This is a genomic window from Pantoea sp. EKM21T (genome assembly GCF_011800405.1).
GTDB classification, from domain to species: domain Bacteria; phylum Pseudomonadota; class Gammaproteobacteria; order Enterobacterales; family Enterobacteriaceae; genus Pantoea; species Pantoea agglomerans.
Genome location: NZ_JAALFV010000008.1, coordinates 170,230 through 189,700 on the forward strand (window position 1 = coordinate 170,230; position 19,471 = coordinate 189,700).

The 19,471-nt window shown below is 55.8% G+C and carries 15 protein-coding genes; 10 read left to right on the forward strand and 5 right to left on the reverse strand.

Features of this window, described 5'->3' with window-relative positions; translation table 11 throughout:
• The first annotated feature begins 126 nt into the window (after nucleotides 1-126).
• Entirely contained in the window at nucleotides 127-1,617 is a 1,491-nt protein-coding gene (locus HFD87_RS17435) for a pitrilysin family protein (protein WP_010257399.1), read from the forward strand.
• Between the two features lie 2 nt (nucleotides 1,618-1,619).
• Here HFD87_RS17435 and HFD87_RS17440 read toward each other — a convergent pair whose 3' ends face one another.
• Both HFD87_RS17440 and HFD87_RS17445 read right to left on the reverse strand, forming a co-directional pair.
• Nucleotides 1,620-2,492, reverse strand: a complete 873-nt coding sequence (locus HFD87_RS17440) for an alpha/beta hydrolase (RefSeq protein ID WP_010671660.1) — start codon at nucleotides 2,490-2,492, stop codon at nucleotides 1,620-1,622.
• Between the two features lie 523 nt (nucleotides 2,493-3,015).
• Nucleotides 3,016-3,948, reverse strand: a complete 933-nt coding sequence (locus tag HFD87_RS17445; RefSeq protein ID WP_010671661.1) for a sugar kinase — start codon at nucleotides 3,946-3,948, stop codon at nucleotides 3,016-3,018.
• Between the two features lie 284 nt (nucleotides 3,949-4,232).
• Here HFD87_RS17445 and HFD87_RS17450 point away from each other — a divergent pair, with 284 nt between their 5' ends.
• Nucleotides 4,233-6,293: an AsmA family protein gene (locus tag HFD87_RS17450; protein WP_167423726.1), complete on the forward strand. Its 2,061-nt coding sequence runs from the start codon at nucleotides 4,233-4,235 to the stop codon at nucleotides 6,291-6,293.
• On the opposite strand, the gene ppiC is transcribed toward HFD87_RS17450, so the two are convergent.
• Nucleotides 6,294-6,575 carry a peptidylprolyl isomerase PpiC gene (gene ppiC / locus HFD87_RS17455; protein ID WP_010671663.1) on the reverse strand — a complete coding sequence of 94 codons (282 nt, stop codon included), beginning with the start codon at nucleotides 6,573-6,575 and terminating at the stop codon, nucleotides 6,294-6,296. It lies immediately after the preceding gene.
• Nucleotides 6,576-6,650: 75 nt separating this feature from the next.
• Between ppiC and rep the strand changes: the two genes are divergently transcribed.
• Nucleotides 6,651-8,672, forward strand: a complete 2,022-nt coding sequence (gene rep, locus HFD87_RS17460; RefSeq protein ID WP_010257384.1) for a DNA helicase Rep — start codon at nucleotides 6,651-6,653, stop codon at nucleotides 8,670-8,672.
• Between the two features lie 43 nt (nucleotides 8,673-8,715).
• Here rep and gppA read toward each other — a convergent pair whose 3' ends face one another.
• Both gppA and rhlB read right to left on the reverse strand, forming a co-directional pair.
• Complete coding sequence (gene gppA / locus HFD87_RS17465; protein WP_010671664.1) at nucleotides 8,716-10,200, reverse strand: guanosine-5'-triphosphate,3'-diphosphate diphosphatase; 1,485 nt, start codon at nucleotides 10,198-10,200, stop codon at nucleotides 8,716-8,718.
• Between the two features lie 7 nt (nucleotides 10,201-10,207).
• A complete protein-coding gene (gene rhlB / locus HFD87_RS17470; protein ID WP_022624852.1) occupies nucleotides 10,208-11,500 on the reverse strand; it encodes an ATP-dependent RNA helicase RhlB in 1,293 nt (430 codons plus the stop codon).
• Nucleotides 11,501-11,617: 117 nt separating this feature from the next.
• On the opposite strand from rhlB, the gene trxA reads away from it, so the two are divergent.
• From trxA to rffG, 7 genes are all read left to right on the forward strand, one after another.
• Nucleotides 11,618-11,950 carry a thioredoxin TrxA gene (gene trxA, locus HFD87_RS17475; protein ID WP_003851963.1) on the forward strand — a complete coding sequence of 111 codons (333 nt, stop codon included), beginning with the start codon at nucleotides 11,618-11,620 and terminating at the stop codon, nucleotides 11,948-11,950.
• Between the two features lie 352 nt (nucleotides 11,951-12,302).
• On the forward strand, nucleotides 12,303-13,562 hold the full coding sequence (rho, locus tag HFD87_RS17480; protein WP_010257369.1) for a transcription termination factor Rho: 1,260 nt from the start codon (nucleotides 12,303-12,305) through the stop codon (nucleotides 13,560-13,562).
• A gap of 280 nt (nucleotides 13,563-13,842) precedes the next feature.
• Complete coding sequence (gene wecA / locus HFD87_RS17485) at nucleotides 13,843-14,928, forward strand: UDP-N-acetylglucosamine--undecaprenyl-phosphate N-acetylglucosaminephosphotransferase (protein ID WP_022624853.1); 1,086 nt, start codon at nucleotides 13,843-13,845, stop codon at nucleotides 14,926-14,928.
• 27 nt (nucleotides 14,929-14,955) lie between these two features.
• Complete coding sequence (gene wzzE / locus HFD87_RS17490) at nucleotides 14,956-16,005, forward strand: ECA polysaccharide chain length modulation protein (protein WP_010257365.1); 1,050 nt, start codon at nucleotides 14,956-14,958, stop codon at nucleotides 16,003-16,005.
• Between the two features lie 10 nt (nucleotides 16,006-16,015).
• Nucleotides 16,016-17,146 carry a non-hydrolyzing UDP-N-acetylglucosamine 2-epimerase gene (wecB, locus tag HFD87_RS17495; RefSeq protein ID WP_033759719.1) on the forward strand — a complete coding sequence of 377 codons (1,131 nt, stop codon included), beginning with the start codon at nucleotides 16,016-16,018 and terminating at the stop codon, nucleotides 17,144-17,146.
• Nucleotides 17,143-18,402 (forward strand): UDP-N-acetyl-D-mannosamine dehydrogenase, encoded by a 1,260-nt coding sequence (wecC, locus tag HFD87_RS17500; protein ID WP_010257361.1) that lies wholly within the window; start codon nucleotides 17,143-17,145, stop codon nucleotides 18,400-18,402. Before wecB ends, wecC begins: the two co-directional genes overlap by 4 nt.
• On the forward strand, nucleotides 18,399-19,469 hold the full coding sequence (rffG, locus tag HFD87_RS17505) for a dTDP-glucose 4,6-dehydratase (RefSeq protein ID WP_167423727.1): 1,071 nt from the start codon (nucleotides 18,399-18,401) through the stop codon (nucleotides 19,467-19,469). The genes wecC and rffG overlap by 4 nt, the downstream gene beginning before the upstream one ends.
• Nucleotides 19,470-19,471 lie beyond the last annotated feature (2 nt).

The following is a 19,471-nucleotide window of genomic DNA, read 5'->3' on the forward strand; positions in this document are numbered from 1 at the left end:
GAGCTTCCTGTGGTCAAACACTTTGTTGTTGGATAACAGCGCGATTCGGCGCCAGCCGATTCGTTAATAACAGCGGCAATATGCGCCAGTGATAACGATATTTGAATTATTTGAGTAGGGGTTCACATGCAGGGCACCAGAATTCGGCTTTTGGTTGGTGGATTAGTGCTGGCAAGCAGCTTTGGTCTCCAGGCAGAAACGCTGCAACCGGATCCGGCCTGGCAGGAAGGCAAGCTGGATAATGGATTTAACTGGCAGTTACTGGCCACACCGCAACGCCCCAGTGACCGTATTGAACTGCGGCTGGTGGTGAATACCGGCTCGCTGGTGGAGAGTGCGCAACAGGCCGGCTTCAGTCATCTGCTGCCGCGTCTGGCGATGGTGCACAACACCGCGCTTGATAACCATCAGCAGCGCGCGCTATGGCAACAGGCGATGGATCCTCAGCATCCGCTGCCACCTGTGATCACCTCCTATGATTCCACCCAATATAATCTGAGCCTGCCGAATAACCGCCCCGAGTTGCTGAAAGAAGCGCTGAACTGGCTGGCGGCCACGGCGGGCAATATGGCCATCACCGAACAGGTGGTCAATACCGCGCTGGCGGCATCGGATCCGGTGGCGACCTGGCCGAAAGATACCCAGGATGTCTGGTGGCGCTACCGCCTGAAAGGCTCCGCGCTGCTGGCGCATGACCCCGCAGCGCAACCACGCGCGCCGGTTGATTTAACCCAGCTCAATGATTTTTATCATCAGTGGTACACCCCGGATGCGATGACGCTCTACGTGGTAGGGAATGTTGACAGCCGCAACCTCTCTGAGCAGATCAATAAAACCTTCTCGGCGTTAACCGGTAAACGAGAAACGCCTGCGCCACTGCCCACCCTGTCGCCGCTGCCGCACGAGCCGGTAAATCTGGTCAGCAGCAACATGACGCAGGATCGTCTCTCGCTGGTGTGGGATACGCCGTGGCAACCGATTCGTGACTCCCAGAATCTGCAGCGTTACTGGCAGGGCGATCTGGCACGTGAAGCGCTGTTCTGGCATGTCCAGCGTGCGCTCAGTGACAGCAAGGCACAGGGCATACAGGTGGGATTTGATTGCCGTGTGCTTTATCAGCGTGCGCAGTGCTCCATCAACCTGGATGGACGCAACGAAAATCTGGCGCAGAATATGAATCTGGTGGCGCGTGAGCTGGCAAACGTGCGTGACAAAGGCTTGCCGCAGGAAGAGTTCGATGCGCTGATGGCGCAGAAGCTGCTGGAGCTGAACAAGCTGTTTACCACCTATGCCCGCACCGATACGGATGTGCTGATGAGCCAGCGCCTGCGCTCCCAGCAGAACGCCGTAGTCGATATCGCACCTGAGCAGTATCAGAAGCTGCGTCAGACTTTCCTGGCCGGCCTGACCCGCGAACAGTTAAACCAGGAGCTGCGTCAGCAGCTGACGCAGGAACTGATGATGGTACTGATTCAGCCGGAAGGCGAAGCGGAAACCAACGTGAAGAGCCTGCAAAACAACTGGGACAAAGTGATGGCACCACCAGCGGCACCGGCGACCAGCAATGAAGCCAGTCCGCCGGATAGCAACGTCAAAGACGTTCCGCCAGCCGCATAAAGTCAGGTTTTTGCCCTGAGCCACTCGGTCACTAACATCGGCCAGCTGGCGAGGGGCAAATCTGCCACGCCGCGGATACCAAATCCGTGCCCGCCTTTCTGATAGAAATGCACCTCTGCCGGGACCTTATGCTCACGCAGCGCGCCAAAAAACGCCATGCTGTGATTCACTGATACATCGTCATCGTCGGCTGCGTGGATCAACAGCGTTGGCGGCACCAGCGGATGAACCCGGGTTTCCATTGAATAAGCGTCAATGGTTTTCTGATCGGGCCAGGCACCCAGCAGGCGGGTTCTGGCTCCTTCATGGGCGATGCCGTCCCGCATGCTGATTACCGGATAGACCAGGACCATCGCATCCGGACGCGGCGAGAAGTTTTCTGCGCCATCCTGCACCGGATAGAGTTTCTCTGCGAAACGCGTACCCAGACTGGCAGCCACGTGACCACCCGCCGAAAAGCCCATCATGACGATATATTTACCATTCAGACCGCGCTGCGCCCGTTCACGCAGGACGCGTACCGCGCGCTGAGCATCGGCCAGCGGCGCGTCGGGGCCTTCGTGATGTCCATCATAGGGCAGGCGATAGGTCATCACCGCCAGGGTGTAACCCATTGAGGTAAAGAATGTCGCCAGGGCGCTGCCTTCACGATCGATCATCACGCGCTGATAGCCACCGCCCGGTGCGACCAGCAGGGTAATCCCGTTTGATTCGACCGGATGCCAGATCGCCATCTCCGGGCAACGCACGCCGGTAGCGGCCCGATCGTAAGGCTCATACTCTTTTGCCATGTCGACAATCTGCGGCTGTGCGCGCGAATCGCTGGCGCCTGGCGCATCACCGTGTGGCCAGATATTAATAATTTCTGTGTGCATAAATAGATCCTGATGCGGGGAATATTTTAATTGTTTTGTTCGCGGCCGGAGAGAACAGCGTCCTGCTGTCTTTTGATTAAAAGATGGTCTTTTTTCAGGCAGTCGTCCATCCGAAAAGGGGGGATCTGACCAGATTCGGACTATGCCTGGTGGTGGATCTTTTTGTTTAACTTATTAATTTTAATCAATAAATTATAAGAGAGATTGAAGGGGGCGACCGCAGGGGACCTGTGATTAACCACAATTTTTCCGCTTAAGGTAAATAGCTGGCACGGCCCGCTTTATTAGCCGCAATTTACCGGATATCACGCTGTGCGTTCTTAAGGCGACATAATGATTTTAGCGTCAGGATCACACCGCCACGCTGCAGGGGCTAACGTGCCAGTCTCATCTGGGAACGGATAGCATCGGCTACAGTCACGCAGCCAGACGTTACCAGCAGCCTAAAAAAATGCGCCCTCGGGCGCATTTTCTGGCATCGGCACGATCAGTGCCTGTATCAACGATGCTGGCTAGCGCTCTGTCAGTCAGGCATCGCCTCTGCCGGAATAATCGCGCCGCGATGCTGAATCACGGTGCTGGCAGTCAGGTGTCCGCGCTGCGCGGCGACCTCTGCAGAAGCGCCGGTCAGACGGCGAGCCAGATAACCGGCACTGAACGAATCACCGGCTGCGGTGGTATCGATCACTTTCTCTTTCGCCAGACGTACCGCAGGCACATCAATCAGCGGTGCGTCGCCGGTGACCACCAGGCAGGAGTCTGCACCGCGCTTAATCACGATTTCGCTGGCACCCGCCTGACGGGTACGCGCGATAACATCATCCAGCGGCTCTTCGCCCCAGAGCAGATGTTCATCATCCAGTGTCAGGAAGGCGATATCGGTGCAGTTGAGCATGGCGCGATAAGCGGCCTGCGTGCTGGCCCGATCGGCCCATAAACGCGGGCGGTAGTTGTTATCGAAAATCACCTTGCCGCCATTAGCCCGGCAGCGCGCCAGCAGCACCATCAGCTTTTCACGACTGGCAGGCGGCAGAATCGCCAGGCTGATGCCGCTGAGGTAGAGATAATCGTAGTGCGACAGCTGTTCAGCTATCTCTGCTGATTGCGGGCTGTCGAGCCAGTAACGCGCGGCGGCATCACTGCGCCAGTACCAGAAGGTGCGCTCACCGTCGGCATCGGTTTCAATGAAATACAGGCCCGGCATTTTATTATCGAGCCGCTGAATCAGGTCGGTATTGACCTTCTCCTGCTGCCAGGCCGCGATCATTTGATCGCTGAACGAATCCGTACCCAGCGCAGTGACATAATCGACCCGTAACTGCTGCTCATCAACCTGGCGGGCGAGATAAACGGCCGTATTGAGCGTATCGCCGCCAAAGCCACGTTTAATGTTCTCACCCTTTTCGGACAGCTCAATCATGCATTCGCCGATGATGGCGATTTTTTTCTGCGTCATGGTTTCAGACCTGTAGTGAAATATCGCCTTAGTCTCGCGTCTGGTATGGCAGACGTCAATGGTTTTAAAACGGCGTTTTAATTTACCTTTTAAGGTGGCCATTAGCCCTGGTCTCGGGGATAAACGCCGGGAATGTCGGCTTTTTTTACCGCTTATGCTAACGAAATGGCTGAGAAACCCCTTTTTCTGAATTGAATCATCTTACTATCCCGCTTCCCTGATGCTGTTGCCCGCGGTCTCGACTATCTTTAACGCAGACCGTGAATGTGCAAGGAGAAAGCGTAATGTCGCGTACCGGGAAAATAGTCAGCTGGGTAGCAGGAATTCTGGTGTTGTTGATCGTGGTGATTATCGTCGTCATCGCGACCTTTGACTGGAATCGCCTGAAGCCCACCATCAATCAAAAAGTTTCAACCGAGTTAAACCGTCCCTTTGCGATACGCGGGGATCTGGGTATCGACTGGGCACGAAATCACGATGAAGCAGGCTGGCGGCGCTGGGTGCCGTGGCCGCAGATCCATGCGGAAGATATCATGCTGGGGAATCCGCCTGACATTGCCGACGTCACCATGGTACATCTGCAGCGGGTCGATGCCACATTGTCACCGCTGTCGCTGCTGCACAAAGAACTGTTCATCCCGTGGATTAAATTGCAGCGGCCGGATGCGCGTCTGATCCAGACCGCGGATAAAAAGAACAACTGGACCTTTACCCTTGCCGAGAGCGGCAAGGATGAGAAGAGTGCTGCGCCATCGGCCTGGTCATTCCGTCTGGATAATATTCTGTTCGATCAGGGCCAGATTCGTTATCGCGACGCCATTAACCGCGCAGATGTCACGGTGCAGGTTAATCCGCTGGGTAAACCGGTGCCGTATACGCAGATTGCCGGAGGCAATGACCAGCAGAAGGGCGCAGGCGACTTCGTCTTTGGCTGGCAGGCGAAGGGCACTTATAACAATGAGTCACTTAGCGGCGACGGTAAGATTGGCGGCATGCTGTCACTGCGTAGTCAGAACACCCCGTTCCCGATTCAGGCCGATCTGCGCAACGGCACCACCCGCGTTCAGGTGACCGGCGGTCTGCAGGATCCAATGAACCTCGGCGGGCTTAATGTGCGACTGCGCTTCTCGGGCGATACGCTGGCCAATCTCTATGGCCTGACCGGCGTCCTGCTGCCTGACACGCCACCTTATGAAACTGACGGCCATCTGATTGCTAAATTCAGCGGCGAAAAGGGCGCGGTTTACCGCTATGAGAAATTCAACGGACATATTGGCGACAGCGATATTCATGGCTCGCTGATCTACAGTCAGGTTAAACCCCGCCCGACACTCAGCGGCGAGCTGACCTCTGAGCAACTGCGCATGGCCGATCTGGGGCCGCTGATTGGGGTCGACTCTGGCAAAGGTAGTGAAAAAACTGCGCAGGCCAAAGCCCGGCGCGGGGAGAAATCGAATCAGCCCGCAGACCGCGTGCTGCCACACGATAAATTCGAAACCAAAAACTGGGACGTGATGGATGCCGACGTGAAGTTCAGCGGCAAACGGATCGAACACAGCAATTCACTGCCGTTAAGCGATCTCTATACCCATTTACAGCTGAAAAACGGTGATCTGCTGCTGGACCCGCTGCGCTTTGGTGTGGCGGGCGGCAATCTCAACAGCACTATCCGGCTGGAGGGCGATCACTCGCCGATGCGTGGCCGGGTTGATCTTCATGTCCGTAAGCTGCAACTGCGTCAGCTCTTCCCGAATGTGGAGGCGATGAAGAACAGCCGTGGCCAGCTCAATGGCGATGCCAGCTTTACCGGCACCGGTAACTCCGTAGCCGATCTGCTGGCGACCAGCAACGGGCAACTTAAGCTGCTGATGAATGATGGTCTGATTAGCCGCAGCCTGATGGAAATTGCCGGACTCAACGTCGGTAACTACGTGGTGGGCAAACTGTTTGGCGATGACCAGGTGCGTATCAACTGCGCCGCCACCGATCTCAAACTGCAGAACGGTGTGGCGACGCCTAACCTGTTTGTGTTTGATACCGAGAACGCGATTATCAATGTGTCAGGCAACGCGAACTTCGCCAGTGAGCGGCTGGATCTGTCGGTGAATCCGGAGAGTAAGGGCGTCCGCATCGTAACGCTGCGCTCCCCGCTCTACGTACGCGGCACCTTTAAAAATCCTGATGCGGGCGTGAAAACGGGGCCACTGCTGGCACGTGGTGCTGCTGCAGTGGCACTGGGCGCAGTAGTTGGCCCGGCGGCGGCGCTGCTGGCACTGATCTCTCCTAGTGATAACGAAGACAACCAGTGCAGCACCGTCCTGCAGCAGATGAAGCAGAAGAAGTAACTAGTTGCGATAGAGTACTTTGATAATGTGATAACCAAAGCCGGTCTTTACCGGCCCGTAAGGCGTCAGCAGCGGGCAGGTAAAGACCGCTTTATCAAAGGCCGGCACCATCTGTCCCTGCCGGAACTCGCCCAGATCGCCGCCATTCCGGCCGGAAGGACAGGTTGAGTGCTTCTTTGCCAGCTGCTGGAAATTGCCACCCTTCGCCAGTTTCGCCAGAATCTCTTTTGCCTGCGCTTCCTCTTTGACCAGGATGTGTAAAGCCGCCGCGGTTTTCGCCATGTTGGTATCTCGGTTGTGTATAATTGCCGCCCAGTATAAACCCCTTTCTTTTGATTCAATCAGGCGATTTCTCCTATGCGTTTAAACCCCAGCCAACAACGTGCCGTCGAATTTGTTACCGGTCCCTGTCTGGTGCTGGCGGGCGCGGGATCGGGCAAAACCCGCGTGATTACCAATAAAATCGCCCATCTGATCCGTGAATGCGGCTATCAGGCGCGCCACATCGCCGCGGTGACCTTTACCAATAAAGCTTCGCGCGAAATGAAAGAGCGTGTGGCGCAGACGCTGGGCCGCAAAGAGGCGCGCGGTCTGCTGATCTCCACCTTCCATACGCTGGGGCTGGAGATCATCAAACGCGAAACCGCGGCGCTGGGCATGAAGTCAAACTTCTCGCTGTTCGACGATCAGGATCAGCTCGCCCTGCTGAAAGAGCTGACAAAAGAGTGGCTGGAAGAGGATAAGACGCTGCTACAGCAGCTCATCTCCACCATCTCGAACTGGAAAAATGATCTGATCGATCCGCAGGGCGCCGCCGCGCTGGCGCGATCACAGCAGGATAATATTTTTGCTCACTGCTACGCCCTCTACAGCCAGCATCTTAAGTCGTGCAACGTGCTCGATTTCGACGATTTGATTCTGCTGCCGACGCTGCTGCTGCAGCGTAATCAGGAGGTGCGTGAACGCTGGCAGCAGCGTATCCGCTATCTGCTGGTGGATGAGTATCAGGATACCAACACCAGCCAGTATGAACTGGTTAAGCTGCTGGTGGGCGCTCGGGCGCGCTTCACGGTGGTGGGCGATGATGATCAGTCTATCTACTCCTGGCGCGGCGCACGCCCGCAGAATCTGGTGCTGCTGAATCAGGATTTCCCGGCGCTGGAAGTAGTGAAGCTGGAGCAGAACTACCGCTCTTCGCAGCGCATACTGAAAGCGGCAAATATCCTGATTGCCAATAACCCGCACGTCTTTGAGAAGCGGCTCTTTTCGGAGCTCGGGCAGGGCAGCGAGCTGAAGGTGCTTACTGCCAACAGCGAAGAGCATGAAGCGGAGCGGGTCACCGGCGAGCTCATCGCGCATCACTTTATCAACCGGACGCAGTACAAAGATTACGCGATTCTTTATCGTGGTAACCATCAGTCCCGGACCTTTGAAAAGTTTCTGATGCAGAACCGCATCCCTTATCGCATCTCTGGCGGTACTTCGTTCTTCTCACGGCCCGAGATCAAAGATCTGCTCGCCTATCTGCGCGTGCTGACCAATCCTGAGGATGACAGCGCGTTTCTGCGCATCGTCAATACGCCGCGCCGTGAGATTGGCCCGGCCACGCTGCAGAAGCTCGGTGAGTGGGCCAACCTGCGCAGCAAGAGCCTGTTTAACGCCAGTTTTGATGTCGGTCTGGGGCAGACGCTGAGTGGCCGTGGTCTGGAGCATCTGCAGCGCTTCACCCACTGGCTGAATGAGATTATCCAGCTGACCGAACGTGAGCCGGTAAACGCAGTGCGTGATTTGATTCGCGGCATCGACTATGAAAGCTGGCTGTTCGAAACCTCCGGCAGCCCGAAAGCCGCAGAGATGCGGATGAAGAACGTCAACACGCTGTTTCAGTGGATGACAGAAATGCTGGAGGGCAGCGATATTGATGAGCCGATGACGCTGGCGCAGGTGGTGACGCGCTTTACCCTGCGCGACATGATGGAGCGCGGTGAAAGCGATGAAGAGCTGGATCAGGTGCAGCTGATGACGCTGCACGCCTCCAAAGGGCTGGAGTTCCCCTATGTGTTCCTGGTGGGCATGGAGGAGGGGCTGTTACCGCATCAGAGCAGCATCGATGAGAATAATATCGAAGAGGAGCGTCGCCTGGCCTACGTGGGGATCACACGGGCGCAGAAAGAGCTGACCTTTACCCTGTGTCGCGAACGCCGGCAATATGGCGAATTAATCCGGCCGGAGCCGAGCCGTTTTCTGCTGGAACTGCCGCAGGACGATCTGCAATGGGAGACCGAGCGCAAAGTGGTCAGTGCGGAGGAGCGGATGAAAACTGGTCAGAGCCGGGTGGCCGGTCTGAGAGCGATGCTGGATAAGGCGAAAAAGAGTTAAACCAGTGCAGGAGGCGAAGGAGATTCGCCTCACGCGACGGCAATTACGACAGGGTTAATAACCAGTGGACGTAAGACTGATAATGGCTTTCCTGCTCCAGCAGCTCACTGCGCAACGGATGGGCCTCCAGCCAGCCCGCGGGCAGGGTCAGATGCAGGGCATCATCGTCTGCCTGTAGCCGCACCGCAGGCAGGGTGTCATCGCGACGGCGGGTGGAGAAAATAATCGCCAGCCGCAGCAGACGGCACATCCGTTCCGCCAGCCGCGGCGGCAGGGCGTTCTGCTGAGTCAGCAAAGCCAGATCGATGCTGCCGCTCTGGTTTTGCAGTAAACAGGCCAGCAGCTTCTTCTGCGCCGGTGTGAAACCAGGAAGATCGAGGTGACGCACCAGATACGCCGCATGCTGCGGCGCATGACGGAAGTCAACGCTCAGGCCGATTTCGTGGATCGCGCAGGCGCTGAGCAGCAACTCACGACAGCGCTGATCCAGCTTCCACAACGTGGAAACCTGACGGAAAAAGCTCTCCGCCAGCTGACGCACGCGATCCGCCTGCTCGACATCAATGCTGAAACGGCGCTGGACGTTATGCAGCGTACGGGTTCGGATATCCCGATCGATGGGCAGATGCAGCATGCCGTAGACCAGTCCTTCACGCAGTGCGCCGCCCGCCAGCGTCATGCTATCGATACTGAGCTCCTGGAAGATGGCGATCAGAATCGACAGGCCGCTGGGGAACACCAGCGCCCGCTCCAGCGTCAGCCCTTCGATTTCCAGCTCTTCCAGTTTGCCGCACTGAATGGCGCGCTGCTTCAGCTGCTGCAGCTTATTCAGCGTGATGCGCTCATCCATGCCCTGCGCCACCATGATCTCCTGCAGCGCCTGAACCGTGCCTGAAGCACCAACGCAAGCCTGCCATCCCTGCTCACGCAGTTGCGCTGCAATAGGCTGGATCATTTCACGCGCCGCCAGCTCGGCCTGGTCAAAGTTCTCTTTTGCCAGATGACGATCGCTGAAGAAGCGCTCCAGCCACGTCACACAGCCCATCGACAGACTGAACAACACCGACGCGTGCGATCCGTCGCCGGTGGCCAGCTCGGTGCTGCCGCCGCCGATATCGACCACTAAACGCTGGTCGGAACCGCCGGTGGTGTGGGCCACGCCCTGATAAATCAGGCGCGCCTCTTCTTCACCGCTGATGACGTTGATGGTACAGCCAAGGATCTGTTGGGCGGTGTCGAGGAAGGTCTGCGCATTGGCAGCCAGACGCAGCGTGGCGGTCGCCACCACGCGGATCTGATCGGGGGGAATATCCTGCAGTTGTTCAGAGAACAGTCTGAGGCATTGCCAGCCTCGCGACATCGCGTCGGCTGACAACAGGTTATTTTTATCCAGACCGGCAGCAAGGCGAACCTTGCGCTTAATTTTTGCAACGGTCTGGATACTGCCAGAGACCTCGCGCACCACCAACATATGAAAGCTGTTAGACCCTAAATCAATCGCTGCATAAAGTGACGATGCGCTTAGCATGGTGGCCTTAACCTGAACGTTTACGGTTGTTGTTGCGTGGAGCACCGCGACGATTGGCGTTATTCCCTCCGCGACGTGGGCCATTGCCGGAACGGCTGCGTTGCAGACGCTTAGGCGGCGGTAAATCCGTTAACAACGCCTCGCTGCTGTACTTGCTGACCGGGATGCTGTGGCCGATGTACTCTTCAATCGAAGGCAGATTCAGCGCGTATTCTTCACAGGCCAGGCTGATTGAATGACCGCTGGCGCCTGCACGACCGGTACGGCCAATACGGTGAACGTAATCTTCACAGTCATCTGGCAGATCGTAGTTAAAGACGTGGGTAACAGCCGGGATGTGCAGACCGCGAGCAGCCACGTCAGTGGCGACCAGAATATCCACATCACCTTTGGTGAAGTCATCCAGAATGCGCAGGCGCTTCTTCTGAGCAACGTCGCCGGTCAGCAGGCCGACACGATGTCCATCGGCAGCCAGGTGGCCCCAGATATCTTCACAGCGGTGCTTGGTGTTGGCGAAAATAATGGCGCGATCGGGCCACTCTTCTTCCAGCAGGGTCTGCAACAGGCGCATTTTCTCTTCGTTAGACGGATAGAAAAGCTCTTCCTGAATGCGATGGCCGGTTTTCTGTTCCGGTTCCACTTCCACATATTCAGCACTGTTCATGTGCTCAAACGCCAGTTCACGGACGCGGTAGGAGAGGGTCGCCGAGAACAGCATGCTCAGACGCTGAGTCGCCGGCGGCATGCGACGGAACAGCCAGCGAATATCTTTAATAAAGCCGAGATCGAACATACGATCGGCTTCGTCCAGCACCATGACCTGAATAGCACCGAGGTTGACGTGATTCTGTTTCGCGTAGTCGATCAGGCGACCGGTGGTAGCCACCAGAATATCAACGCCCTGCTCCAGCACTTTAAGCTGTTTGTCATAACCGTCTCCGCCATAGGCGAGACCCAGTTTCAGGCCGGTTGAGGCGGTAAGGGGTTCTGCATCTGCATGAATCTGCACAGCAAGTTCACGCGTCGGCGCAAGAATTAATGCCCGTGGCTGGTTAACCTGACGACCTTCCGCCGCAGGATGAGAGAGAAGATGATGAAACGTTGACGTCAGAAACGCCATCGTTTTGCCGGTACCGGTTTGCGCCTGGCCTGCAACATCACGCCCTGAAAGCGTAAAAGGCAGAGCTAACGCCTGAATCGGCGTGCAGTATTGAAAGCCTTTAGTATCAAGGGCTTCCACCACTTTTGGGTGCAGGGCGAAGTCGGAAAACTTCTGTTCAGTTAAGTGTGTTTTGCTCATAGTGTGGTAGAATATCAGCTTACTATCGCTTTACGAAAGCGTATCCGATGAAATAAAGTCAACCAACATTGGTATATTTTACGCCAATTCGCCAGGCATAATCTTGTGGAGTAAAACATGAGCAGCGATAAAATCGTTCATCTGACTGATGACAGTTTCGACACCGACGTGCTGAAAGCCGACGGCGTTACACTGGTAGATTTCTGGGCTGAATGGTGCGGTCCTTGCAAAATGATCGCGCCAATCCTTGATGAAGTTGCAGAAGAGTATGATGGCAAGCTGACCATCGCTAAGCTGAATATTGATGATAACCCAGGCACGGCACCGAAGTATGGCATTCGTGGTATCCCGACGCTGCTGCTGTTTAAAAATGGCGAAGTCGCCGCGACCAAAGTGGGCGCGCTGTCTAAAGGCCAGCTGAAAGAGTTCCTGAACGCCAATCTGGCGTAATTCAGGGCTGAATGTCCGGCAGTGGTGAATTTATCTCCTGCTGCTGGACGTTCGCTTTCAGGCGTGCTAATTTACCAGCACTGCATTACGAACTTACCTTGTAGTTAGCATCTAAAAGTTTTCCCTTGTTGAACCCTGTCGCCCTGTACCTTATAAAGATAGAACGGTTCAGCAATCTTACGGTTAGCTCCAACTCTGGCATCACATTCGGACATCTCCCTGCATACCGATCGCCATTCCATACGATGATCGTCAGGAAGAGCCGAAAAGAGCCATTAACGGCATGGATTAGTTGCCATACCATTCACGACAAACATTCCGAGTATTACCCCGAGTTTAAGAACCCATCACTATGAATCTTACCGAATTAAAGAATACGCCGGTTGCTGAGCTGGTTACTCTCGGCGAAAATATGGGACTGGAAAACCAGGCTCGTATGCGCAAGCAGGACATTATCTTTTCAATCCTGAAGCAGCACGCGAAAAGCGGCGAAGACATCTTCGGTGATGGCGTGCTGGAGATCCTTCAGGATGGATTTGGATTCCTCCGTTCCGGAGACAGCTCCTACCTCGCCGGCCCTGATGATATCTACGTTTCCCCTAGTCAAATCCGCCGCTTCAACCTCCGCACTGGTGACACCATCTCTGGCAAAATCCGTCCACCGAAAGAGGGTGAACGTTATTTTGCGCTGCTGAAAGTTAACGAAGTTAACTACGACAAGCCGGAAAATGCGCGTAATAAGATTCTGTTCGAAAACCTCACGCCGCTGCACGCAAATAAACGTCTGCGTATGGAGCGGGGTAATGGCTCAACGGAAGATTTAACCGCTCGCGTACTGGATCTGGCATCGCCAATTGGTCGTGGCCAGCGTGGTCTGATTGTTGCACCACCGAAAGCCGGTAAAACCATGCTGCTGCAGAACATCGCGCAGAGCCTGGCGCACAACTATCCGGACTGTACCCTGATGGTACTGCTGATCGATGAGCGCCCGGAAGAAGTCACCGAGATGCAGCGTCTGGTGAAAGGTGAAGTTATCGCCTCAACCTTCGATGAGCCAGCTTCACGCCACGTTCAGGTTGCGGAAATGGTGATTGAAAAGGCCAAGCGTCTGGTTGAGCACAAAAAAGATGTCATCATCCTGCTCGACTCCATTACACGTCTGGCACGTGCTTACAACACCGTGGTTCCTGCTTCAGGTAAAGTCCTGACCGGTGGTGTGGATGCCAACGCCCTGCATCGTCCAAAGCGTTTCTTTGGTGCTGCACGTAACGTGGAAGAGGGCGGTAGCCTGACCATCATCGCGACCGCGCTGGTTGATACTGGTTCGAAGATGGATGAAGTGATTTACGAAGAGTTTAAAGGTACCGGTAACATGGAACTGCATCTCGCCCGTAAAATCGCTGAAAAACGCGTCTTCCCGGCGATTGATTACAACCGCTCTGGTACGCGTAAAGAAGAGCTGCTCACCTCTCAGGAAGAGCTGCAGAAGATGTGGATCCTGCGTAAGATTATTCACCCGATGGGCGAAATCGACGCAATGGAATTCCTCATCAACAAGCTGGCGATGACCAAAACTAATGATGAATTCTTCGATATGATGAAGCGTTCTTAATCCGATACTGCCTGGCCGAACCACAGATTCGGCTTTTTTAGTCCAGATGCGCAGAAAATCGACCTCACGCCACGTCTCAACGTGGCGTTTTTCATTTGTGAGCTATAGGATTGAACACTGGCAGGAGCATTTATAATGACTGTGGTAGCGATGGCGAACTTTTAACCGTTCGTCTGTCTCTTTATGCAGAATTCGGAATCCGACACAGCGATAGGCGCGTTTTTTCGCGTATTGTTGTGCGGGATGTTAGCTGAGAGCGTTTAACGTGAATTTACTCACTATGAGTACTGAGCTTGGTTTAATTTTTCTCTTTTCCCTGGCTTTCCTCTTTTTTGCTCGAAAAGCAGCTAAAAAAATTGGTTTAGTTGATAAGCCTAACTCACGTAAACGCCATCATGGCGCGATTCCGTTGGTGGGCGGCATTTCTGTGTTCGCAGGTATCTGCTTTACGTTTGCCATTACCAACTACTATCTGCCTCACGCGCTGCTCTATCTGGGCTGCGCCGGTGTTCTGGTGCTGGTTGGCGCACTGGATGACCGTTTCGATATCAGCGTCAAGATCCGCGCGGTGGTGCAGGCGATTGTCGCACTGGTGATGATGTTTGGCGCAAAACTCTATCTGCTTAGCCTGGGCTTTATCGTCGGCCCGTTCGAGCTTATCGTGGGGCCGTTCGGCTATGTGCTGACGCTGTTTGCCGTCTGGGCCGCGATCAACGCCTTTAATATGGTGGATGGGATCGATGGTCTGCTGGGCGGACTCTCCTCGGTCACTTTTGCCGCCATGGGGATCATCCTCTACTTCGACGGCCAGACCAGCCTCGCGATGTGGTGTTTTGCGATGATTGCCGCCACGCTGCCCTATATCCTGCTTAACCTCGGCTTCCTTGGCCGTCGCTTCAAAGTCTTTATGGGCGATGCCGGCAGCACCATGATCGGGTTCACCATTATCTGGATTCTGCTGGAAACGACGCAGGGTCTGAGCCATCCCATCACGCCCGTTACTGCACTGTGGCTTATTGCCATTCCTCTGATGGATATGGTGGCGATTATGTATCGTCGCCTGCGTAAAGGCATGAGTCCGTTCTCGGCTGACCGTCAGCACATCCACCATCTGATTATGCGTGCCGGCTTTACCTCCCGTCAGGCCTTTGTACTGATTACCGTTGCGGCGGCTATTCTCGCCGGTATCGGTGTGCTGGGCGAATATCTGGCATTTATCCCGGAGTGGGTGATGCTGCTGCTATTCCTGGGCGCGTTTATGGTTTACGGCTACTGCCTCAAACATGCGTGGCGCGTGGCGCGACGTGTCCGCCGCATTAAGCGCCGTCTGAGCCATCATCGCGAAGCAAAAAACAAATTACCCTGAAAAGAGCTGATAAAGGATACCTCTGCCATGCCTTCTGACGTTGTGGACAACGAACTGGATATTCGCAGCTTTTGCTGCCGTTTATGGCGTGGCAAGCGCTGGATTATCGGGCTGGCGCTGCTGTTTGCTCTGGTCGCCTGGCTGGCCACGCTGCTGCTGAAACAGGTCTGGAGCACCACGGCGATCACCGATCGTCCGACGGTGAACATGCTGGGTTCTTACTATGCGCAGCAGCAATTCCTGACCAATCTGGATGTGCGCAACAACGCCTTAACCCTGGCCGCACCTTCACCTACGGTGATGGATCAGGTTTATCAGGAGTTCACCATGCAACTCGCCTCCTGGGATACACGTCGTGAGTTCTGGCAGCAAACGGATTATTACAAGAGTCGTAAAACCGGCAATGCGCATAATGATGCCGCGCTGCTCGACGATATGATCGGCAATATCCTGTTCACGCCCGCTGACGCGGCACATAACCTGCCCGATAACGTCAAACTGAAAGCGGAAACCGCTGGCGACGCCAATAATCTGCTGCGTCAGTACATCGCCTATGCCAGTGAGCGCGCCGCGCGTCATCTGAATGATGAGCTAAAAGGTGCCTGGCGGGCGCGTACCGACCAGTTGCAGGCGCAGGTGAAACGTCAGGAAGATGTGGCTAATGCGGTGTTTCAGCGCCAGCAGCATCGGCTGGAGCAGGCGCTGAAGATCGCCAGCCAGCAGGGCATCAATGAGAAACAGACGCGTGAAGCGGGTGAAAATCTGGCAGACAGCGACCTGTTCCTGCTGGGCCAGCCCGTTTTACAGGGACAGCTGGATACGCTGCGCGCTACCGGTCCGGAGTTTGATATCAGCTATGATCAGAACAGAGCAATGCTGACCACGCTGCAGACCGGGCCAAAACTGAACAGCCAGTTCCAGACCTACCGTTATCTGCGTACGCCGGAAGAGCCGGTATCACGTGACAGTCCGCGACGTCTGTTCATGATGATTATGTGGGGTGCCATTGGGGCATTAACAGGCGCGGGAGTGGCGCTGGCACGTCGTCCGCGTCTGATGTCAGACACGCATGAGTGAGAGAAACAGTGTGAAAGTTCTGACGGTATTTGGTACTCGTCCCGAAGCGATAAAAATGGCACCGCTGGTTCAGGCGCTGGCGCAGGATCCCGCTTTCGAATCGCGACTGTGCGTCACCGCACAGCATCGCGAAATGCTCGATCAGGTGCTGCGCCTGTTCAAGCTGCAGCCGGACTATGATCTCAATATTATGCGTCCCGAGCAGGGGCTGACCGAGATCACCTGCCGCATTTTAGAGGGCATGAAAACCGTCCTGCTCGACTTCAAACCGGACATCGTGCTGGTGCATGGTGACACCACCACCACACTGGCGGCGAGCCTGGCGGCATTTTATCATCAGATTCCGGTCGGGCATGTGGAGGCCGGTCTGCGTACCGGCGATCTCGCCTCGCCATGGCCGGAAGAGGGTAACCGTAAACTTACCGGTCATCTTGCCCATCTGCATTTCACCCCCACCTCCCGATCGCGTCAGAATCTGTTGCAGGAAAATCTGCCCGATGCGCGCATTATCGTGACCGGCAATACGGTCATTGATGCGCTGCTGTGGGTTCGCGACAGGGTGCTGGATGACAGCAATCTGAATGCACAACTGGCGGCGCGCTATCCGTTTCTCGACCCGGATAAGAAACTGGTGCTGGTCACCGGACATCGTCGCGAAAGCTTTGGTGGCGGCTTTGAACGTATCTGCAGCGCGCTGGCGCAGATTGCCCGCCAGCATCCCGAGGCGCAGATTGTCTATCCGGTGCACCTTAATCCCAATGTCAGCGAGCCGGTAAACCGGATTCTCAGCGGCATTGAGAATATCATTCTGATTGAACCACAGGAGTATCTGCCTTTTGTCTGGCTGATGAACCGCGCCTGGCTCATCCTCACTGACTCCGGTGGCATTCAGGAGGAAGCGCCTTCGCTGGGTAAACCGGTGCTGGTGATGCGTGACACCACCGAGCGGCCTGAAGCGGTCGACGCCGGCACCGTCAAACTGGTGGGGACCGATATCGCCCGAATCGTGGCGGAGGTCAGTACCTTGCTGACTGACGACGCTGCCTGGCAGGCGATGAGCCACGCCCATAATCCGTATGGCGATGGCAAAGCCTGTGGTCGTATTTTACAAGCCTTAAAAGATAACCGAGCCGAATTATGAGTTTTGAAACCATCTCCGTGATTGGACTGGGATACATTGGGCTGCCGACGGCAGCCGTTTTTGCCTCAAAGGGAAAAAAAGTGGTGGGCGTGGATATCAATGCGCGCGCCGTTGAAACCATCAATCGTGGCGCGATCCATATCGTGGAACCCGATTTAGATCAGGTGGTGCATGCGGCTGTTACGCGTGGCGATCTGCGCGCCACCACGCAGCCGGAAGCCGCCGACGCTTTTCTTATCGCCGTACCGACCCCTTTTAAAGATGAGCATCAGCCCGATCTGCGCTTTGTGAAAGCCGCGGCGGAGTCGATTGCGCCGGTACTGAAAAAGGGCGACCTGGTGATTCTGGAGTCGACCTCACCGGTGGGCAGCACCGAACAGATGGCCGACTGGCTGGCGGCGGCGCGTCCCGACCTGCGCTTTCCTCAGCACGGCGATACGCCCGATATTTTTGTTGCCTACTGTCCGGAGCGCGTGCTGCCTGGTCAGGTGATGGTTGAGCTGATTAACAACGACCGGGTGATTGGCGGCATGACGCCAGCCTGTTCCGCCCGCGCCAGCGAGCTTTATCGGCTGTTTTTAAAAGGCGAATGCGTTGAAACCAACGCCCGAACCGCCGAGATGTGTAAGCTGACAGAAAACAGCTTCCGTGACGTGAATATCGCCTTTGCCAATGAGCTGTCGCTGATTTGTGCCGATCAGGGGATTAACGTCTGGGAGCTGATTGCGCTGGCGAATCGCCATCCGCGCGTCAACATTCTGCAGCCGGGCCCAGGCGTCGGCGGTCACTGTATCGCCGTCGATCCCTGGTTCATCGTGGCGCAGAATCCTGAATTAGCCCGCCTGATCCGCACCGCGCGCGAGGTCAATGACGCCAAGCCTCAGTGGGTGCTGGACCAGGTGAAAACCGCGCTGGCGGACTGCCTGACACAGACCGGCAAGCGCGCCAGCGATATCACCATCGCCTGCTTTGGCCTGGCCTTTAAACCCAATATTGACGACCTGCGCGAAAGCCCGGCGGTGGGCGTGGCACAGAAAATTGCAGAGTGGCACAGCGGCACTACCTGGGTGGTTGAACCCCATATTGAGCAGCTTGCTGACGCACTGGCCGACAAAGCCGTGCTGGTCTCTGCCGGGCAGGCGCTGGAACAGGCCGATATTCTGGTGATGCTGGTCGATCACCGCGCCTTCCGCGCCATTGATGGCGCCAGCGTTCAGCAGAACTGGATTGTCGACACCAAAGGTGTGTGGCGATGAGGCGTTTTCTGATCACGGGCGGTGCCGGGTTTATCGGTTCTGCACTGGTGCGCTTTCTGATCGCAGAAACCGAACATCAGGTGGTGGTGGTCGATAAACTCAGCTACGCCGGAAATCTGGCGTCACTCGCCAGCGTTGCCGACTCGCCCCGCTTTCATTTTGAGCAGGTCGATATCTGCGATCGCCCGGCACTTGATCAGGTGTTTGCCCGTCATCAGCCAGACTGTGTGATGCATCTTGCGGCTGAAAGCCATGTGGATCGTTCGATTGACGGGCCGGTAGCCTTTATCGAGACCAATATTGTCGGGACTTATCAGTTGCTGGAAGCCGCGCGTTTTTACTGGCAAAACCTGGATAACGCGCGCAAAACCGCCTTTCTGTTCCACCATATCTCGACAGATGAAGTCTTTGGCGATCTGCACGACAGCCAGGCTTACTTCACCGAAACCACACCCTATGCGCCAAGCAGTCCTTACGCCGCCAGCAAGGCCAGCAGCGACCATTTAGTGCGAGCCTGGCTGCGCACTTACGGTCTGCCCACGCTGGTCACCAACTGTTCAAATAACTACGGCCCCTGCCATTTCCCGGAGAAGCTGATCCCGCTGACCATCATCAATGCGCTGGCCGGAAAAGCCTTACCGGTTTACGGCAACGGACAGCAGATTCGTGACTGGCTCTACGTCGAAGATCACGCCCGCGCACTCTATCAGGTGGTCAGCCATGGCAAGCCAGGCGAAACTTATAATATTGGCGGCCATAACGAGCGACGCAATATTGAGGTGGTTGAAACTATCTGCAGCCTGCTTGAAGAGCTGGCCGCAGAGCAGAAACCTGCCGGGCTGGCGCATTACCGCGACCTGATTACCTATGTCACTGACCGCCCCGGTCACGATCAGCGCTATGCCATTGATGCCAGTAAAATCGCGCATGAACTTGGCTGGGTACCGCAGGAAACCTTTGAAAGCGGCATGCGTAAAACCGTGGCATGGTATCTGGCCAATCCCACCTGGTGGCAAGCTATTCTGGATGGCCGCTATCAGGGCGAACGCCTTGGCTTATCGCAATAAAC

Coding starts and splice junctions, on each gene's coding strand:
- HFD87_RS17435 (WP_010257399.1), top strand. CDS start 127: ATGCAGGGCACCAGAATTCGGCTTTTGGTTGGTGGATTAGTGCTGGCA.
- HFD87_RS17440 (WP_010671660.1), bottom strand. CDS start 2,492: ATGCACACAGAAATTATTAATATCTGGCCACACGGTGATGCGCCAGGC.
- HFD87_RS17445 (WP_010671661.1), bottom strand. CDS start 3,948: ATGACGCAGAAAAAAATCGCCATCATCGGCGAATGCATGATTGAGCTG.
- HFD87_RS17450 (WP_167423726.1), top strand. CDS start 4,233: ATGTCGCGTACCGGGAAAATAGTCAGCTGGGTAGCAGGAATTCTGGTG.
- ppiC (WP_010671663.1), bottom strand. CDS start 6,575: ATGGCGAAAACCGCGGCGGCTTTACACATCCTGGTCAAAGAGGAAGCG.
- rep (WP_010257384.1), top strand. CDS start 6,651: ATGCGTTTAAACCCCAGCCAACAACGTGCCGTCGAATTTGTTACCGGT.
- gppA (WP_010671664.1), bottom strand. CDS start 10,200: ATGCTAAGCGCATCGTCACTTTATGCAGCGATTGATTTAGGGTCTAAC.
- rhlB (WP_022624852.1), bottom strand. CDS start 11,500: ATGAGCAAAACACACTTAACTGAACAGAAGTTTTCCGACTTCGCCCTG.
- trxA (WP_003851963.1), top strand. CDS start 11,618: ATGAGCAGCGATAAAATCGTTCATCTGACTGATGACAGTTTCGACACC.
- rho (WP_010257369.1), top strand. CDS start 12,303: ATGAATCTTACCGAATTAAAGAATACGCCGGTTGCTGAGCTGGTTACT.
- wecA (WP_022624853.1), top strand. CDS start 13,843: ATGAGTACTGAGCTTGGTTTAATTTTTCTCTTTTCCCTGGCTTTCCTC.
- wzzE (WP_010257365.1), top strand. CDS start 14,956: ATGCCTTCTGACGTTGTGGACAACGAACTGGATATTCGCAGCTTTTGC.
- wecC (WP_010257361.1), top strand. CDS start 17,143: ATGAGTTTTGAAACCATCTCCGTGATTGGACTGGGATACATTGGGCTG.
- rffG (WP_167423727.1), top strand. CDS start 18,399: ATGAGGCGTTTTCTGATCACGGGCGGTGCCGGGTTTATCGGTTCTGCA.